13 protein-coding genes and 1 CRISPR repeat array are annotated in these 20455 nt (G+C 29.6%); of the genes, 2 read left to right on the forward strand and 11 right to left on the reverse strand.

The features are described from left to right. Positions 1-2109: direct repeats of the CRISPR family, unit length 37 nt; unit sequence GTTTCAATCCTTGTTTTAATGGATTTCTTACTGCAAC. A gap of 263 nt (positions 2110-2372) precedes the next feature. From RBH29_RS02645 to RBH29_RS02675, 7 genes are all read right to left on the reverse strand, one after another. Then, positions 2373-3044: a CRISPR-associated endonuclease Cas6 gene (locus RBH29_RS02645; protein WP_306694937.1), complete on the reverse strand. Its 672-nt coding sequence runs from the start codon at positions 3042-3044 to the stop codon at positions 2373-2375. A 16-nt stretch (positions 3045-3060) separates the two neighbouring features. After that, entirely contained in the window at positions 3061-5460 is a 2400-nt protein-coding gene (gene cas3 / locus RBH29_RS02650) for a CRISPR-associated helicase Cas3' (RefSeq protein WP_306694939.1), read from the reverse strand. A gap of 10 nt (positions 5461-5470) precedes the next feature. Continuing rightward, a complete protein-coding gene (cas5b, locus tag RBH29_RS02655; RefSeq protein ID WP_306694941.1) occupies positions 5471-6178 on the reverse strand; it encodes a type I-B CRISPR-associated protein Cas5b in 708 nt (235 codons plus the stop codon). Between the two features lie 15 nt (positions 6179-6193). After that, positions 6194-7111 (reverse strand): type I-B CRISPR-associated protein Cas7/Csh2, encoded by a 918-nt coding sequence (cas7b, locus tag RBH29_RS02660; RefSeq protein WP_306694945.1) that lies wholly within the window; start codon positions 7109-7111, stop codon positions 6194-6196. Further along, positions 7108-8934, reverse strand: coding sequence for a TIGR02556 family CRISPR-associated protein (locus RBH29_RS02665; RefSeq protein WP_306694947.1), 1827 nt, complete (start codon positions 8932-8934; stop codon positions 7108-7110). Before RBH29_RS02665 ends, cas7b begins: the two co-directional genes overlap by 4 nt. Positions 8935-9104: 170 nt before the next feature. After that, on the reverse strand, positions 9105-10160 hold the full coding sequence (locus RBH29_RS02670) for a Fic family protein (protein WP_306694952.1): 1056 nt from the start codon (positions 10158-10160) through the stop codon (positions 9105-9107). Positions 10161-10376: 216 nt separating this feature from the next. Next, on the reverse strand, positions 10377-10895 hold the full coding sequence (locus RBH29_RS02675) for an ABC transporter ATP-binding protein (protein ID WP_306694954.1): 519 nt from the start codon (positions 10893-10895) through the stop codon (positions 10377-10379). A gap of 384 nt (positions 10896-11279) precedes the next feature. Between RBH29_RS02675 and kamA the strand changes: the two genes are divergently transcribed. Next, a complete protein-coding gene (gene kamA / locus RBH29_RS02680; RefSeq protein WP_306694956.1) occupies positions 11280-12617 on the forward strand; it encodes a lysine 2,3-aminomutase in 1338 nt (445 codons plus the stop codon). Between the two features lie 148 nt (positions 12618-12765). On the opposite strand, the gene RBH29_RS02685 is transcribed toward kamA, so the two are convergent. From RBH29_RS02685 to RBH29_RS02700, 4 genes are all read right to left on the reverse strand, one after another. After that, the gene (locus tag RBH29_RS02685; protein ID WP_306694958.1) at positions 12766-14991 is read right to left on the reverse strand and encodes an S-layer homology domain-containing protein; all 2226 of its coding nucleotides are present in this window, start codon (positions 14989-14991) and stop codon (positions 12766-12768) included. 54 nt (positions 14992-15045) lie between these two features. Continuing rightward, positions 15046-15924 (reverse strand): DUF6273 domain-containing protein, encoded by an 879-nt coding sequence (locus RBH29_RS02690; RefSeq protein ID WP_306694960.1) that lies wholly within the window; start codon positions 15922-15924, stop codon positions 15046-15048. Between the two features lie 532 nt (positions 15925-16456). Further along, complete coding sequence (locus tag RBH29_RS02695; RefSeq protein WP_306694961.1) at positions 16457-17341, reverse strand: ATP-binding cassette domain-containing protein; 885 nt, start codon at positions 17339-17341, stop codon at positions 16457-16459. After that, entirely contained in the window at positions 17338-19278 is a 1941-nt protein-coding gene (locus tag RBH29_RS02700; RefSeq protein ID WP_306694963.1) for a hypothetical protein, read from the reverse strand. Before RBH29_RS02700 ends, RBH29_RS02695 begins: the two co-directional genes overlap by 4 nt. A 76-nt stretch (positions 19279-19354) precedes the next feature. Between RBH29_RS02700 and RBH29_RS02705 the strand changes: the two genes are divergently transcribed. Next, the gene (locus RBH29_RS02705; protein WP_306694964.1) at positions 19355-20410 is read left to right on the forward strand and encodes an RpnC/YadD family protein; all 1056 of its coding nucleotides are present in this window, start codon (positions 19355-19357) and stop codon (positions 20408-20410) included. Positions 20411-20455 lie beyond the last annotated feature (45 nt).

Here is a 20455-nt window from a genome sequence, read left to right on the forward strand (position 1 = left end):
GTTTCAATCCTTGTTTTAATGGATTTCTTACTGCAACCTAGAACAGATGAACAGGCAAGAATTTTACTATGCGTTTCAATCCTTGTTTTAATGGATTTCTTACTGCAACTTTCTTCTACGATTACCCATGTGGAATCATGGATTTGTTTCAATCCTTGTTTTAATGGATTTCTTACTGCAACTTGCATCTGCTATAGCGTTATTTACTTCATTCAAATTACTTTGTTTCAATCCTTGTTTTAATGGATTTCTTACTGCAACAAAAACTAGATTAATTAATTTAAATCAAAAGGTTAAATGTTTCAATCCTTGTTTTAATGGATTTCTTACTGCAACTACATGGTACAGGTGTTAGACACGCGTACCATGAGACGTTTCAATCCTTGTTTTAATGGATTTCTTACTGCAACTCTTTAGCCCGAACTTGTAAATGTGTTCAACTTCATGTTTCAATCCTTGTTTTAATGGATTTCTTACTGCAACAGTTATTTGAATACCATTTAACCTGATGTTTCCTCTGTTTCAATCCTTGTTTTAATGGATTTCTTACTGCAACCCATTATTTGATTTATAAATTTTTCATCATCAGAATGTTTCAATCCTTGTTTTAATGGATTTCTTACTGCAACAAATTGGGGTGGGATTAGTAAATTCGGTAACAAAAAAGTTTCAATCCTTGTTTTAATGGATTTCTTACTGCAACAAAACTTTGTAAATCTAATATCTAACAAATTATTTTGTTTCAATCCTTGTTTTAATGGATTTCTTACTGCAACCTGAAGATTACAATGATGCTATAGATGACTTAGAGTTTCAATCCTTGTTTTAATGGATTTCTTACTGCAACTTTGCTTTCATGCATACATTATTGTATCATATTTGCGTTTCAATCCTTGTTTTAATGGATTTCTTACTGCAACTTTTTTTGCTGCTTCTGATGGTAGTCCCCAATGTTGTTTCAATCCTTGTTTTAATGGATTTCTTACTGCAACCAGACCATTCAATAATTTATCAAGACAGGTTGCTTATGTTTCAATCCTTGTTTTAATGGATTTCTTACTGCAACAAAAGGCAGTAAACTCTATAACTCACTACCTGAATGTGTTTCAATCCTTGTTTTAATGGATTTCTTACTGCAACTTCATCTGTTCTAGTGATTATTATTTTGCCACCAAGTTTCAATCCTTGTTTTAATGGATTTCTTACTGCAACAAGTAAAAACGATTTTGCCGTTCTTCACGTCAACTTGTTTCAATCCTTGTTTTAATGGATTTCTTACTGCAACTTGATTATCTGACTTGTGACTTGCCTTTTGCCGACATGTTTCAATCCTTGTTTTAATGGATTTCTTACTGCAACACTAAAGTATAGTCGTCATTATTATAATTATAGTATAGTTTCAATCCTTGTTTTAATGGATTTCTTACTGCAACTCTTCAAAAACAATCACATCTTGGCCTTTATAACCATGTTTCAATCCTTGTTTTAATGGATTTCTTACTGCAACAATTTTGAGAATAAACTTTTAAAAAGTTTTGTCATTTTTTGTTTCAATCCTTGTTTTAATGGATTTCTTACTGCAACACGTACCACAGTATTATGCAAAAATTTGAATATGTAAGGTTTCAATCCTTGTTTTAATGGATTTCTTACTGCAACTAAATGGGTTTTTAGAATACAAAGAATCATAGTCATTTATGTTTCAATCCTTGTTTTAATGGATTTCTTACTGCAACATGGACAATAACCACGAAATTACATATAATACATTTTGTTTCAATCCTTGTTTTAATGGATTTCTTACTGCAACTCGATTCTTCTATCTACTGTTCCGTTTCCATTTTGAACATGTTTCAATCCTTGTTTTAATGGATTTCTTACTGCAACGTATAAGTGAGAATTTTAAGAGAGAGTTAGAAGATTGTTTCAATCCTTGTTTTAATGGATTTCTTACTGCAACCAGGTGAGTCTGGATATACAGAAGATTCAGCATTAAGTTTCAATCCTTGTTTTAATGGATTTCTTACTGCAACTTAGTGTGGGTTCAGTATACAACAAAGGGCCTGAAGGTTGTTTCAATCCTTGTTTTAATGGATTTCTTACTGCAACAGCACTTTGTGACCAAAAGCTTATATATCAAATCTAAAGGCATTTTTGTGACTATATTTTTTTAAGTGTTTTTTATTTAAAAACCTTAAAAAACTCCATCTTTTTGATGTTTTTGAATCATCAACATAGTGTCCAACCTCACTAATAACAATATTTCAAAGCCTATCCATGCAAAAAATCAAATAATTTTTCAGCAACATTTTTCCAGTCACTATAAAGCACACTTATAATTTACCATAAGACACCTTAACTTTCAACTAATTTTACATAAAACTTCTATCTTTAACCTTTACTACTGTTCCAAATCCTCTTGAAACTGATTTCCCAATACCTAGATACTCAGGTATCATAAAATTAGTCATAAACCTTCCCTTAAATCCTATCATTTTTTTGTTTTTATAGTTAACCTCCACTGGACGTATTTTTATAAACACTTCAATAGGCTTGTCTACCCAACATTCTAGCGACTTTGACATAGATAAAATATTACCAATTAAAATTTTTTTTAAAAGCCCTGCTCTTTCTTCTTCCTTAAGTTTTAAGTATTTTTCATGGTTATTCTGATTAAGTGCCATCCAAGGAGTTAAAAATTCATACTCATTAATTTCTTTGCAACACCCAATTTCCATAGTTTTTAATATATACCCTTTTTCAAGAATACTCATTAACTTATCTTTAATATCTATTTCTTTTACATCATAAAAAACATCTATTAATATCTTTGAAGCATCATTTATTGCAATAATATTTGGTACTCCTTTTATTGACTTATATTGTATTACAGGATAAGTATAATTAAACTTATCTTTTTCTATATGATTGTGAAGTTCCATATAATTAGGAAACTTTTCTGCTAAATATCCTCTTATTTTAGGTATATCTCTACTCTTAACCTTGTTGCCTTCCAGCCTGACTGTAAGCAATTTTATATCCAATTTTACATTCCCCCCACTAGAAAAAATAGTCTTCTTCAATTTCTCTTTTAAAACCTGTATCTTTATCGTATGTATTAAAAATCATGTTCTTACTAAATACTGTAATATCTTTTTCGTTTATGTCCATATGCACTTTAACTGCATACTCTGGCAAACTTAAAACATATTTGTAAAAATCCTTTTTAATACTATTTAATTTCTTCTTTCTTTCAAATCTGTTTTTGATTTTTTTTATATTTTGGTATTCTCCTAATATTTTTTCTGCTTCACCATCTATTTCTACATAAACATCTACTGTTTTAAATTTCTCTTCAATAAGCTCAAAAGCAGATTCATTTTCCCTCTTGTCAAAAGCTTTAGAATAATTTAAACTATCTATTTCTTTAATAAGTTCATTACTTTCATCTCTACCATGACTTTTCAAACCCTCATAATACTGCTTTGCCAAGTTAAATATGTCTCTTTCCTCTATTTTAGACTTATCTTGTAGTACCTTTTTTGTTTCTTCAAGTAAAATGTTATCATAAATATAACTGGCAAAAAGCCTGTCTGAATGATTTTCATTAATTAAGCTAACAAGAGTTACTATTCCTTTTTTGCCTCCCCACTCACGATTACATCTACCTGCTGTCTGATTTATACTGTCCATAGGAGCAAAATCTCTATAAACCCTCTCTATATCAATATCAACTCCTGCTTCAATCATTTGAGTTGAAACTATTATTTTTCTATTTAAGCTCTTTTTAATTTTTTCAATTCTATAAAGCCTTTCTTTAGGAATAATATTAGTTGAAAGATAATATATTTCTGCATCCTCTTCAAACTCTTCTTTTAAAAATTTATAAATTTCTATTGAAGTCTTTATTGTATTTACAACGATTAGAAAATTATCTTTTTTATAGTTACAAATATCTTCATAAAGAATTTCCCTATATTCATCAATTGTCATCGCCTTTTGTAAATAATTTGTATTGATTATTATTCTGTTTAACATATTAAAGTACTTATTCTTGTTTTTTGCAAGTTCAAATATTTCCTGTTCTTCTTCCGAGAAAATCAGTGGCATTGTAGCAGTCATAAAAATAAAATAACAATTTAGATATTTAGACATGCCCTTAAATATCTCTTTCACAAGATTCCAATACCTAAAAGGAATGTTTTGTACTTCATCTAATATAATAATTGAGTTTGATATATTGTGAAACTTTTTAAGCTTCCTATTTCTGTTTGTGAATATTGAATGTAGAAGTTGAACAAATGTACTTACAACAATTTCAGATTCCCAAGAATCAATAAAATGCTCTGATACAGCATGACTATAATTTTCCATAGCATTTTCCACTTCCCATTTATACATCTTCTCAGATAAATAATGGTGTTTTATAAGTACATTGCTGTCTTCTGACCTTAAAACCTTTGAAAAAACATCAAAATTTTGCTCAATAATAGATGTAAACGGCAAAGTATAAATAATTTTAGGATTATATCCACATTCTTTTATAATCCTTTCCTTAAGCCTTAGTGCAATTTTTAGTACTGCAAGTGTCTTTCCTGCTCCTGTAGGAAGATTTATAGATAATATTTTTCTATCTAATTCAAGTTTTTCTAAAGCATCTACGACATCACTATATATTTCATTTCTCAGTTTTGCCATTTCAATATTTTTATTTCTAAGAGTTTCTACATATTTTTCAACACAACTAGAATATAAAGAGGGTCTGTTCATATTTTTTTCAATAAAGGTTTCAATACTCATTTTTTCACTGCCATAAATAGCTTCTAGTTTATCTGAAAACACAAGTATTGAAAAGAGATAATTTAATAAAAGATACGTTTCACTTTTCTTTAAATCACTTATTTTTTTTCTCATTTTGCGAGAAACCATATATTCAATTTCCTTTGAAAAATCACCAACATCAATATTAAATATATCAAAAGAGATATTAATTTCACTTAACAATTTAGAAAATTTTTCTTTATCAATGCTCTTAAACTGTTCAATTAAAAGATTAATATTTTTATCATCTAATTTACTTATATATTCGGTAAAATCTTGTAATTCTCCATGATGTTTTGAAACCAGAATATATGACAAAAAAGAAAACCTCTCATCCTTCATAATTGAATTTGTTATTATAAAAGATAATACTCCGGATAAAAGACCATGTCTTTTTCTTTCATCATTTTGAAGTTTTTTCAAAACCGTCTCATCTTCGACACTTCTAATATACTTTTGAAAAAACGGCGTGGCCTTTCCTAAGTCATGTGTTAAAAGATTTATTCTGTTTAATACCTTTATGTTTTCTATGGAATAGCTATCAAAATTTATTTTTTGGCTATTTAAAATGCTTTCTCCTATTAAAAACACATTTGAAAGGTGAACCTCAAGTCGTTTATCCGGATGTGAAAGTAACATAAAACACCTCTTAAATTATAGTTATATTTTCATTCGAAAAACTAATATAGCTTTTAATACATGCTTTTATTTCTTTACTGTTTCTTTCAAACAGTACTTCACCATATTCCTTTACATGTCTAGTTTCATCCATTTCTAAGGGAATTGTTTCTGTAAAATATTCCTTTCCATCTTCAAAAACGATGTCTCCCTTATTAATTCCTGTTAGTGGCAGAATACTTGAAATTTCTACAAATTCATTGTTATCTGTTACCTCGTCCCCTTGAAATTCTCCAACAAATTTATAATTAGCAAGATTCTCACTTAGACCCATGCTTATGGTATATACGCTATTGTGATTTTTAAGTACATCTTTTAGCTTATCATAGATTTTTTCATCTTCATGTGAAAAATATATCCTGTAACATGAATCTTTTAAGTACTCTACTTTTATCTGAGATCTCTCATGTATCTTTGTAAGGGATTTCTTTGTATTAATAAAATTTTCACTTATCCTTACTTTCTTTATAGGATTTTTTATACAAACACCTATCTTTGCCTTTTTCTTTGTAAAATGTTTGCAGTATTCATTTTTATCTAATCCAATCATAGCAGCTATTATTCCTGTAATAGCTGTTCTTGTCGGAACTGAATATGTAAGGGGAGATGTAGTAGTATATGGTTTTTTAAAATGACCATATAAAGACCATATATCAAAAGCCAAGTATTTTTCAATCATTTGCCTCCCTCTCTCTTAAAAAGATTTCTCTTCAAAATTCAACTCTCTGACATCTTGCAGTAATATTTTCTCATCTTTATACTTTAAATTTAGGTTTTTATCACAAATAAATATAATTTTTTCTATATTGTTTTTATTTTCAATTAATGTATCGATTAAATCATCCACTTTAATATAAAAATCTTTGTAGGATCTTATTTTTTCTTCCTCTGTATTTGGTACAAGTTCTATTTTTCTTTGCAAATCTCCCATAAAGAAATTATTGCTTTCCTTATACACCACTCTCACCAAAAGCCTTGGCATATGTCCCATTTTAGAACGAGTGATAAGATTTTTTGTTCCATTCCATATTGCCTCATCTAACATCAATATATCATCATCAGAAAGTTTTGTATCTTTTGCAGCATTTTCATTAATTATTCCATGAAAACCAATCAAGGAATATGGGATTATATACTCTTCACGAAAAGTTTTTTGAGACTTTCCCTCTCCAGAAGCAAACGCACCTGTCCCTTTAATGTGCTTTAACTCTACCCTGTTTAATGACCTTCCCATGTTAAACTGTACAGGTCCTGTAAATGTTATAGAAGCTTTGTTTAAAGGTATAACTCCTCCAAATAATCTTATGTCTATTGCTTTTTCTAACACAGTATCAAGATTTTCATTAAAATCTTTAGCTCTAGCCTTTCCGTCTTTTAGTCCACCTTTTTCAGCTTTTAACTCTCTTACAAAAATATCTTTTCCATCAGTTCCGTCATAACCTTTAAAATTATACATATAGTCTCTTATTGTTCTTTTTAATCTTACATCTGTAACAATGTTAATACTCGCTTCTTCATCTATCCTAGGTTTGTTTTCATCAAGTGGATCTCCATTAGGATTTGCATCTGTTACATCATATAAAAAAAGTACTTCCTGCCTATTTTTTATCATTCTTCTTCCTCCTCACTTTTCTTTTTAAAATGCTTTGCTAAAGTCATACCCAGTACAAAGTAAAAACTAATATCATCATTAGAAACACTTTTGTCTTCTCCAAGCATATACATTCCTATTAAGTGCTCTAATTCAGCGTAATAGTTCTTTTCATACTCATTGAGCTTGTTGATTGCCTCTGTAAATATTCTCTTCAATAGTTGTCTGTTTAATTTAAGACCGTTTAACCTGCTGTAAAAAGGTTTACTGCCTCTTTCTCTGTACTGTACGTTCAAAAGATTTTCAACCAATACTCCTGTTAAAAATACTGCTCTTTTATAATCTGAATCAAATACATCTTTATAGCTTTCATTTTCAAAAAAATCCAGATATTTTTTGTTTTTTTCTGTCTTCTCCACCATTATTCTTTTCACCCCTTTCCTTTTGTCATTAAACAAACTCAATTTATTAATAAACATTATATTCATAAGTGCGTAAAGCACAGGAGTTCCTAAATATCCATCATTTGAAAAAATAACTCTTGTTTTAGAAATCATTCTGCCTAAAAGAAATTTATAGCTTATCTTTTTATATGTAAATACGTTATTTAAAATTTCTAAAAAGTTTTTGTCAAAGTCACCTTCCATTGAATTATTAGGAAAGAAATATCTTAATTTTTCAAATGTAAATTTCATATCATAAAATGTCTTTTCTTTTCCGGGAAGATTTCTAAATAAATTTATATCTTCTACTTCATCTTTAATTCTCAATATATGTTTTACCTTGCTAGGTACTATGTCTTCTATGTATAATAATATTTTAAATACAGAACCTGATTGTTCTTCTTTATATATTAACATGTTATAGTTTAAATAATTTTTGCTATCTTTCATCACTTCAAGAAAATTTCTCTCACTTGCTAAAAGATTTTTCTTAGCTTTGTCTTTTGTTGAAAACTTTTTGTCTTTTTCAAACTCATTCAAAATATCTGTAAATTCTTCCTCATCTTCTTTATCTCTTATAACAGTTTTTGGTATTATAAAATAATTAAAGCCTGAAAATTTAGATGAAAGGTTTTGTCTAACATATTTTTTCCCTTGATTAAGTTTTTGTGCACACTCTCCACACACAGGATAATTTCTCCAAGCTTTTTCCTGTTTAAATCCTCCTGTAACAAACCCAATTTTATCAACAGTATACGAATTAAAGGTATTTACAAACCCAAAAACTTCAGATTGGTTTTTGCAATAATAGCAAATACCATTTCCTTTTGAAACCTTTCCATACTTGTTGTAATATTGCTCGTTTAAAATTCTGCCCAAATAGTTTTTTACCATTTGAAAGTCACCTAAATAATTTTCTATTCCATTTTTTATAGTGACAATTGTGATTATAAAAGACTCACCTTTTTTAAGAGAGATTGATTTAATTTTTTCATCTAAATTTGATTTGATTTCTTCTTCATTAGAAACTACATAGTCATAAATATTTTTAAAAATTGTTTTTTCTTCATCTTGTCCATCTGTATTTGCAACTAAATTCTTTATTGAAGTACTTATTTTGCTAAGTGTCCTTTCAATATTTGTATATTTTGATGTAGGAGTTATATCTCCGCCTCTTGGTGAACCTTTTTTATAGGCATATTTGCTAATTTTATTAAGGTCAAATTCTTCATATTCTATGCCCCTGTAAATAAGTTCTTCACCTTCTTCAAAAGTTATTTTTAGCACATGATTATAGCTTCCCTTTTCATTTGGATTTTCAATAACCTCAAGATATGGATTAGTTTCTGCGTCTCTATTTTGAGTTACATAATCCCCCAGTTGTAAAAGACCTGCAAGCATCCAAGGCACCTTCTTTCTGAAATTAAATTAAAACGCTCGAAATGTTATTGATTACAATTATACCACATTAATCTAAATAATCAATGCTTACATTAGGGTAGATGTATTTAAAAAGAGTGAGTAAAAATTATCTGCCCCCATTGGGGGCAGGTTTTATACGTGTATAACTTCTATTTTTCTATGTTCCGTATATAAGCTGTATTCTTTCCAGCTCCTACTTTAATGATATAGTTTTCTTTTACAAGTTCCCTTAATGTGACTTCTGCAGTAGAGGTGCTTATATCAGGGAAACGCTCAAGAATCATTTTTTTAGATAATCTTTCTAAGGAATTATCAAACAACTTACGTATCCTCTCTGGCTTTGTCAGATTTTTATCATGAATTAATTCTACACGACTTGAAAACTCTTTATAAGCGCTAAGGATAACTCCCAACAAATATTTCACAAAAGGATAGTAACTATTCTCTTCTTCGTGCCATCCAATTGAGCTGTTCTGTAGAGATTCATAATACGCTTTTTTTGTTTTCTCAATAATCATCTCTATACTAAGATACTTTCCTACAATATATCCAGATCGATACAACAGTAATAGCGTAAGCAATCTACTCATTCGACCATTCCCATCATTAAATGGGTGTATACAGAGAAAGTCTAAAATAAACATGGGAATCAGTAGCAAAGGATCATATTTTTCCGCAGCTATTGCATCTATAAATGTCTCAGTTAATCGCTCCATAGCCTCTGGCGTTTCAAAAACCGACGTAGGTTTAAATCTAACTCTACTCGTTCCACTCGTATCCGTCTCAGCTATAACATTATCAGCGTTCTTAAACCGCCCCCCTGAAGCTTTTGGGCTAAAGAAATAGAGGTCTCTATGCAATTGAAGAATAACGTTCGTGCGTGGCTGTATATAATCATAGTTTTCATGAATTATTGCCAAAACTTCCCTATATCCTGATATTTCTCTTTCTGAGCGATTCTTAGGTTCAGCTTTTTCTTTCATCAAAGCGTCTAATCTTTCATCAGAAGTATATATTCCTTCTATACGGTTTGACGCCCCTGTACTTTGAATTCTTGCCACCTCTAGCATTGATTCTAAAACATCGGATCTTGCTTCAATAAATAAATCTTGCTTTCCTTTAAATTCATGAATGGCTGACACTAAATTCATCAGTTCATAACTTATTAATTCATCAGGAATTTTACGATAATCAAAACTACGCACAACAGGCTCCTTTCTGCACAAAACTATTTGCTTCTGCACAATTTTATCACTACTTTATGCAGAAAGCAAACATTCTTGTGTAGAACCAATCTCTCTTGCTGCATAATAATATTCGTTTCTGCACAATTTCGTCTGTATTTTGTACATCAAAAGACCTTTTTATGCATTACTAAATGTGTTTGTTCTATATTTATGAAAACATGATTTAAAATGTTTCTATGAGTAAAAAAACGGTGAATATTTGCCTGAATAACTACCTATAATATCAACAATAATTAATATAATAAATGGTATATTTGTTTTAAATCCATATGTTAATAAAGACATTAACAAGAAATACATTAATGACGACATAACAATTGACTTTTTAATTCTTTCTTTTTTTGAAGCCCCTTTAAACATAAGAGGCATACTGACATTTTCCACTGCATCTAAATAGTTTACAAGATTATATGATTGAAAAATAAACCCAATATTTCTTTGGCGAAATTGAGCAAGTTTTTTTTCATTTAACCTTTCAATGGAAACATTTTTTATTTTTATACTTCCCTTTGTTGGTTTTTCGAGACCAGCAAGAACATTTAATAAAGTTGATTTCTCTGAGCCTGAAGTGCCAAGAAAGCAACAGAATTCACCTTTTATAAGGTCTAAATTTACACCATCAAGTGCAACAACTTTTTCATTTCCCACTCGATATATCTTGCTTAAATTAGAAATTCTAATAATCGGTTCCATACAAATCTTCCCCCCCTCCCCTTAATAAATAAAATTTTTATTTAATTACATATTTGTAATTATTCACCCTGATAATTGTTGATAGTTTGACAATTACCTTTTTCATGTGATACATTTGTATCGTCTAGTTATCTCTATTTAATCTTATGTGAAAAATTTATCATTAGCATTATAATACAACATTGTTATATAAAAATTAAAATATAATAAATACACTTTTTTAGTAAATAGTAATAAAAAAAGTGTGCTTTGATATATGAATTTTTACAAATTATCCATAATTGCATCTCGCAATTGCACATGTTATAATAATACAGGTTAGATAAATAAGGAAACTATATTAAAATATAAAACTATTAAAATAAAGGGATGTGAAATTAAAAAATGCAACAATATAATGAAAACCAAAGGAGAATTGCAGACCGAATTAAGACAAATACTCCTCATTCTAAGTGGAAGGATTGGAACTGGCAATTAAGACATACCATTAAAGATATTAAAACTTTCCAAACATTACTTGGAATCAAATTTGAAGATGAAGAGAGAAAAAAACTTGATGAGACTTTATCAAAGTTTCCTCTTGCCATAACTCCATATTATTTGTCATTAATAGACACTGAGGATTTTAGAAATGACCCTGTATACAAACAAGCTTTTCCTTCAGTATCTGAGATTACTGTAGGAAGTCACGAAATGGCTGATCCACTTTCAGAAGATGATGACAGTCCTGTTCCTGGAGTAACACACAGATATCCTGACAGGGTTCTATTGCAGGTAAGTAATGTTTGTGCAATGTACTGTAGGCACTGCACAAGAAAAAGAAAAGTAAGTGATGTGGATTCAATTCCATCTAAAGATGAAATAATGGAAGGAATTGAATATATAAGAAGAACTCCACAGGTAAGAGACGTGCTTTTATCTGGTGGCGACCCTTTCTTATTGTCTGATGAAAACTTAGACTGGATACTTACAAAATTAAGGGAAATTGAACATGTTGACGTAATACGCATAGGTTCAAGAATACCTGTTGTACTTCCCTACCGTGTAACTGATGGTTTAGTTGATGTATTAAAAAAGCATCATCCACTATGGGTAAACACTCACTTTAATCATCCAAGAGAAATAACTAGATCTTCTAAAGATGCAATAAGAAAACTGGCAGATGCAGGTATTCCTCTTGGAAATCAAAGTGTTTTACTGTCAGGAATTAATGACTGCCCTGAGATAATGAAAGAACTTGTTCATAAACTTGTAAAAAATAGAATTAGACCTTATTACCTCTATCAATGTGATTTATCTGAGGGACTTGAGCACTTTAGGACACCAGTAGGTAAGGGCATTGAAATAATGGAGAGACTAATAGGTCATACAAGTGGTTTTGCTGTGCCAAATTATGTAATTGATGCACCTGGAGGCGGAGGTAAGATACGGGTAATGCCTAACTATCTCATATCTTGGTCGGTTAATAAAGTTATACTTAGAAATTATGAGGGTGTCATAACAACATATACTGAACCTGAACAATATGACAACGTAACATGTGATAGAGATTGTGATACATGCAGGCTTAATTTAAAAGTTGATGAAGCTTCCGAGTATAAAGCTACAGGTATTGAAAAACTTCTTTCAGACTGGGATGAAACTGTATCTTTAGTACCTGAAAATAATGCTAGAATAGAAAGAAGAGATTCTAATGGTAACGGCAATGGCAATGGAGATTAATAAAAACACATTTGCTTAGGAATAAGACAATAGTGAACTCGTTTAGCTAAAGCTAAATAAAAGCCAATTATAAACTTTAGAGATGATTTTAAAATAAATATTTATTTTAAAATCATCTCTTTTTTTAAAATCTTTTTGCTGTCACATGCTATTTAACAAACACCTTATTACCTTGCTTATCTACAGTAAATTTATGATCTCTTGCTGCATCTTCCACGTGCTCAAATGCCCAATGATTTTTGTCTAAGTCTACAAATGTATTTTCATTCACCTTTAATGAGCCTCTGTATAGCATTTTGTTTAGCATAACAACTGCTTCTGCACGTGTAACTTTACCATTTGGTTTAAAACTTCCATCTTCATAACCTCTAATTATTTTATTTCGACTAATTTCTTCTATAAAGTTTAATGCCCAATGTCCTTTAGTATCTGTAAAACTTTCTTTTAGTGCATCTTTTTCATCTAAATTCAAATACTTAAATACCACTACAGAAAGTTCTGCTCTACTTATAGTTTCATCAGGTCTAAATGTTCCGTCTTCATATCCTGTAAAGATGTTAGCACTTGTCACAGCTTCTACGTATCCTGCTGCCCAATGGCTACTATCTACGTCTTTGTATTCTGTTTTTTCTATATCACTTTGAATTGGCAGTTCCATAATTTTTGCTAATATTGCAGCTACTTCTCCTCTGGTTATATCTTTATCAGGTTTAAATGATTGATCAGGATAGCCATTTATATATGATTTATGAGTTATATCCCCATGTCTTCTAGTTCGAGCCATAACCTCAATAGTTGATATTGAATTTTTAGGATTGATTAATTCATCATCTTTTATCTCAAAAGTATTTTTAATTTTTATCTCAGACTGAGGTATCTCATTAACCTTTACTTTGTATGTTATTTCTCCTGATTCTTTTTTATTTAAATCAGGCATTTCCCACTTTATTACATCTTCTTTGACTATACCTCCATCTGCCTCTATTACTTCTGTGTATGAAGGAACCTCGGCAAACAACTCAAATTCTCCAGTTGGCGAATCAATCAAATTATGATATTTTATTTTATAAGTAATTACTTCGTTTTCTGCATAAGCTCTTTTATCTGTGCTTACAAAGACAGAAATGTCTTTTGGCATAACTGATGGTATTTCTTCTACAGTTTCCGATTCTTCAACATTTTTTTGTGGTTGTGGCGTTTCTTGAGGTTGTGGTGTTACTATTCTCCCTGCACCTTGCGAAGGTGGTGTTGATTCTACTATTTCAAATGAGACTTCATCAGAAACAAAAATTTTTGATTCATCTTCAATTTTATACGCAACAGTAGCAAGTTTATATTCTCCTGAATCAGCATTTTCTGTTGACCATTTATCATTTACTACTATTGAATCCTCCTGTAACAAGCTTAAATCTGATTTATTATTTTCCCATATTCTAAATTTAAGTTCATCAAAAATAACAGTCATTAACTTAAAGTCTTCTATAGCTTCATCTGGATGTAGATTACTTATAGTTTCCTCTATTTTTACTGTATCACCTATAGCATATTTACTTTTATCTGTTTGTACTTCTACTTTTATATTTTGAGTGAAAAAATCATTTGGTGCAAATCTAGCAAATATATCTAAATCTTCTTCTACTCTAAAACGATATTCAGCTTCTGAAGATATTTTTTCATCATTTACATACCAACCTTCAAATGCATACCCATCGTAAGGAACAGCGGTAATTTTGGCATAATCCCCCAAAGCCCTTCCGCCACTTCCTAAAACAAAGCCATACTCTTCTTCTACATAAACATTAATATCAAAACGGGCCTTTTGAGCTTCCTCACCCATTATAGAGACATCTGGAGCCATTGCATTTCCATCTATATCAGCTACTAAGTATTCTACTTGAGAGCCATTTACAACTGCATCAGAAACATCGTCAACATCAAAGGCAGGTACAGCGACTGTAAATACATCATTCTCTTCAACATTTATATCATAGTAATTCAATATTCTTGAATTACTTTCTGTATAATAACTGTATTCATTTATTGATGCTGACATTTCACCAGAATCTGTAGCAATAAGGTTTACATTATAGTCAGCATCTGCTGGAAGATAAACAAGTTTTTCTCCATCTTCATTTATAGAAGAAACAATGCTGCTTTCTGCTATTTCTTGAGGAATATCATCTATTATAGAAGCTACAAGATTGTTGTCTGAATCATATACTTCAACATCTACTGGACAGTTGATTCTTATAATTCTAGTAGAGCCAATAACAAAATCATTACTTGCGTAACTTATGAAAGGAATAAATGAAAAAATCATTGAAATAATTAACATTAAACATATAACTCTTGTTTTGAAATAAAATACACTCATTATAAATTCCCCCAGTTTTAAAATAATTAATTTTTGTAAAGCTCTTTTTTATTTTTATTTTTTCACAACATATACTGTTTCACCATCTATCACCTCCTTGCTCTCTACTATTAATAATGAATTGTTAACACAAAATGCAGGTCGGACACTTGACTTTGCCAATCCCCCTTCCCCTCCGAACTCTAAAATCCCTTTTCCACCTAAAGTTCCGTCAATTCCAACTACCCATACAGCATCACCAGACGAACTTAGATATGGTGTGCGCAAATACCAGATGCGTTCTTCTCTTCCTTCATATGCATACGCTGAATAACTCTTTTTGTGTTCAAAATATTCAAGGGACTTTCCCTCTTTTGCTACTGAGATTCTTTCTAAACCTAATTCAGTATAGGAAATTAAAAATATCTTTCTTTCTATAGGGTATGCTTCTACGTCTACATTCCCTATATTATTTATAAAAGTCCTTGTTACCAATACCTTAGTGTTAACAATATTATCTTGAATAAAATCACTTAAAGTTTTTATATATTCATCATTTAAAAATTTGTCTACTAGACTATTCTCATAAAAAACTTTTTGAGAATCTTCATTATAAGGACGTTCTTCTTCTAATACATATTTTCTCAAAAGCATTGTGTTACCATTATAATCAGATGTAAGTACTAGATATGGTACAAACTCATCATTTTCTTCTATGTATACGGTATAATCATTTTCTTCAATTTTATTATTTCCTGAGCCTATTTTACTAAAAATACCTGAAGAAACCTGATTATCATAAGCAATATCCGATATGGTAACATTTTCACTATCTTTTTCCACACTTTCACACCCCATAACTAAAAACATATTTGCTATAATGAAAAATAATAGCATGCACTGTACTTTTTTCATTTTCATATCTTCACATCTCTTCTTGTTAATTTTAAACATATCTTACTTTATAGTAATATGATATATCACCAGCACATAAAATATCAAGTGCCAAAAGTCACTGTTTTTGTGACTAAAGTCATTAAAAAAAGTGACTTTAGTCACGATAAAAAATGACTAAAGTCACGAAATGGCATTTTTTTACGTTTTTACATGGTAAGATTATTATTATTTGGCTCTAAAACAGTATCTTTAATATCTAAAAATAGTGAGCAACTAAAAAAATATTCTAACGGAGATGTAAATAGAATTCTTAGAAATTTACAACAATTCAAATAAAATATGATAAAATTAATTTAGAAAAAATATTAAGGGTACTTATGAATATAACAGAATATTTATATAATAAATATGGTGACTATGCCCAAACAAGATTTAACTACTTTATCTAAATGGCATAAATTAGCAGCAAAATCCGATAGCCTAAATGATTTTGAAGAGAAGATGTAATAAGATACTGTTATAACACTACATGTTAACATAACAGATTAACAACCCGATGTTCAGCTAAAGCTAAATATCGGGTTATTACCTATGCACTTATTACTTCATCATCAAACATATACAAGTATACATCATCTAAGCTAGGTTTTGCATTCCTTAAATTTAATTCCTCAGGTTTTTTGTCTGATATAAATCTGACACATACACTATCTTTTTCACTTGAAATATTACTTACCTTATATTTTTTCTGAATATCTTTCACCATCTCTTTGCTTACACTAACTTCAAAAACTTTACCTTGCATGTCTTCTAAAATATTACCAGGTTTATCCTGCAACAAAAGTTTTCCTTCTTTTATTAATATAATTTCCTTCGCTATAAATTCTACATCAGGAACAACATGAGTGGCAATAATAACTATTTTGTCAAGTGCTATGGTAGAGATAAAGTTTCTTATTCGTATTCTCTCTTTTGGATCTAATCCTGCTGTAGGTTCATCTAAAATAAGAACTTTAGGGTCATTTAATAATGCCTGTGCAATTAATATCCTCTGTTTCATTCCACCTGAATAGGCACCTAATTTCTTATTAGCATCTTCTTTTAAGTTGACTGTATTTAATAAATTTTCTATTCTTTCTTTTGCAAGGCTTTTCTTTAAACCTTTAAGTGCTGCCATATACCATAAAAATCTTAAACCTGTAAAATCGTCATATATTGCCTGCTGCTGTGGCATATACCCAAGAATATCTCTATACTCTTTTCCCATCTTAACTATATTTTCATTATTATAAGTAACTTCTCCTGTATCCGACTTAAGATTATCTGTAATAATATTCATAAGTGTTGACTTCCCAGCTCCATTAGGCCCTAAAACACCATATATACCCGAAGTCAGATTTACACTAAAACTGTCTAGAGCCTTTTTCTTTCCCTTATTATAAGTCTTGCTGACATTTTTAATTGACAGATTCATCTCTTTTTCACCCCCAAAGCTAACAAATTGTGATTATACTTGTTCCAGCATAAAATACTTATACATGCACCTAAAAGTACCAGTACAGAATAATACAATACTGTACTCCATATTGAACTGCTCATTGTAAATTCCGTAAACATTAAATAGATATTATTAAATGAGTATCTGCGTATAAAATCTAGTCCTGCCCATTGAATCAGTATAGGGCATACAAAAACCGCAGATGCAGCTAAAATAGCCAGCGAATGTCTTTTTATTATAAGTGATAAAAATAATATGCAATTAGACATAATTAAGACACCTAAAAATTGTAGCACAATATTTAAAATAATGAATGTTATAACACTAACAGGTATATTAAAATTTCGAAACATCATTATACTCTGTATAGGAACATTCCAATTTTCTACATTGTAATTTTTAATAAGATTTATATACTGAGGCAGATATATTATAACCATTAATATAAAAGCAATTATATATGCAACTGCATGTTTACAGGCAAAGAGCCTGAATCGGCCATTTTTAGTACACTTTAAAATGGCAATCATATTGTTTTTATAGTCATTTGGAAATATAACACATAAACACAATATCAACAATATGGTGTACATTATCCCATTAATTATATCTCTCGACCTATTATTGAAAATATAATCAGATGAAATCTCATTAACAAACCCTACTTCTAAACCTTTTGTTTCTTTTACTTCAAGTAAATACTGATACTGATTGTAAACATCTTGAAAAGCCTTTCTCTTCAATTCAAATGCCTCAAGTTCTGCATTTTTTCGATTATACTCCTGCAATGTAATTTCATCCTCTTGATAAGCATTATAGACATTTGCAAACTCTTCAGGAAGTTTTTCAAATCTTTCATTTTCCTCTTCAATAAAATTAATCTTTTCCTCATTTAACTCTCCCGAAAGCACTGCTAAGTAACTGTTATAATAGGCATCATCTTCATTAAATCTAAGCTCTTCAAAATTAATACTGTTATATCCAATAATAAGGGCTACTATTATAATTATATATCCTTTCCCTGTAACAAAACCTTTAAAAAGCTCATGGTTTATTGGTTTTATAGATTGACCTAACTTTATTTTGTTTAATTTTAGTTTGTTTCGCAGTCCATGAAATACTGAATTAGAAACGGCAGCATTGTTTTTTACATAGATAAACACAGAAAAAACAGGTAAAACAATAAATAGTATACCTATCAACACCCCTGCCAAATATAAATTATTAATGGGATATCCAAAAAAATTAATGTTTCTATATTCACCTAATAAACTGTATGTATTATAAAAATATATTATATTGATATATTTTAAAAGGCTTACATGAGAAAGTGAATGAATAAAAACATGAGAAATATAACTATAGCCTAATAATACAGCTATGCAAAGGTATATTTTACTGGCATTATTTATTAATGTAAAGAAAAGTGAAAATATAAGAGCCACCAAAATACAAACAGCCAATTTACCCACTAAAAACAAGGTAATATACTGCCCTACTGTCAACAGTAAGTTACTGTGTTTAAAAACCTCCATAGATTGTATATATCTCGACAAATCTCCAAAACCATATAAATAATTCCCCATTAAAATAATAGAACCATAAAAAATTAATGCTAATGCCCCGGTTAGTAAAATTAGAGTAATAAGTTTGGCAACTGCAATATTAAATCTTCCCTTTTTGTTTGTTCGAATTAACCTTGTTAGACCTGATTCCTTTTCTTGAAGAAATATGTACACACATATAAGGAAAATGATTATGGCAATTAAAATATCTGTAGTAGAAAATTGAGTTGCAGAAACGACACCCTTATCAAGACCTAGTTCTAGAGGAATATCTTTTAGGTGTTCAAAATCTTTTGGAGTTTTAATTATGTTTCGATATGAGAACGTCCCTTCCTTTAATATATACACTCTTCTTATTCTATAGAAATTTACAACAATTAAGAAATATGATAAAATTAATTTAAGAAAGTAACGAGGTTTTAGTATGGGTGAAACAAATACTAATAAAAAGCAGGAAAAAATCAAATTAGACCAAATTATGAAAGTCCTTTTTAAAATGTCTAAAAAAGTTATGATTGATATGATAAATGGACTTTTTAACGAAAATTTCATTGCTGATGAGGTAAACATTGAGTATGGAAATAGTGAATTTGTTAAAGATGATTTTGATAGAATAATAGGTGATGTTTTTATAAATATTTATAAAGACACACATTTATATCACTATCATATTGAGTTTCAGACAACAAATGATAATAGAATGGTAATAAGAATGTTTTTTTATGGATTTGAAAAAGCAAGGGAATTGAATTTAAATAATACAAACGATAATGAAGAAATACGACTTGATTTTCCTAAACAATTGGTTATTTTTATTGAAGAAAACGAAAATATAAAAGATGAATTATCTTTTGTAATGGTTTTACCTGATGGAAAAGAAGTACGTTATAAAGTACCAACAATGAAATATTGGCAATATTCAGCACAAAAGTTAAAAGATAAAAAACTATATCCCCTACTTCCTCTACAGGTATTTAAATCAAGAAAAAGAATAGCAAAAATATACAATAGCAAAAAAGAATATAAAGAAAAAGCACATTTAATTAATAAAGAGTTTAACATATTATTAGACACAATCAGAAATACTATTGATACATTAAGAGAAATAAATGACAGCAATGAAATTCTAATAAGTGATTTAGAAAAAATATTAAGGGTACTTATGAATATAACAGAATATTTATATAATAAATATGGTGACTATACCCAAACAAGCACGGAGGTGTATGATATGGTACGAACATTGTATGATCCAGCTATTGAAATGAAAGGTAAGATCGAAGGTAAGATTGAAGGTAAGGTTGAAGGTAAGGTTGAAGGTAAGGTTGAAGACATTTTAGAACTTCTTGAAGATTTAGGTAGAGTACCTGAATCATTAGCTACAAAAATAAAAGATCAAAAAGATTTGGCTACTTTATCTAAATGGCATAAATTAGCAGCAAAATCCGATAGCCTAAATGATTTTGAAGAGAAGATGTAATAAGATACTGTTATAACACCACATGTTAACATAACAGATTAACAA

Source organism: Herbivorax alkaliphila, assembly GCF_030848475.1.
Classification (GTDB): Bacteria; Bacillota; Clostridia; order Acetivibrionales; family Acetivibrionaceae; genus Herbivorax.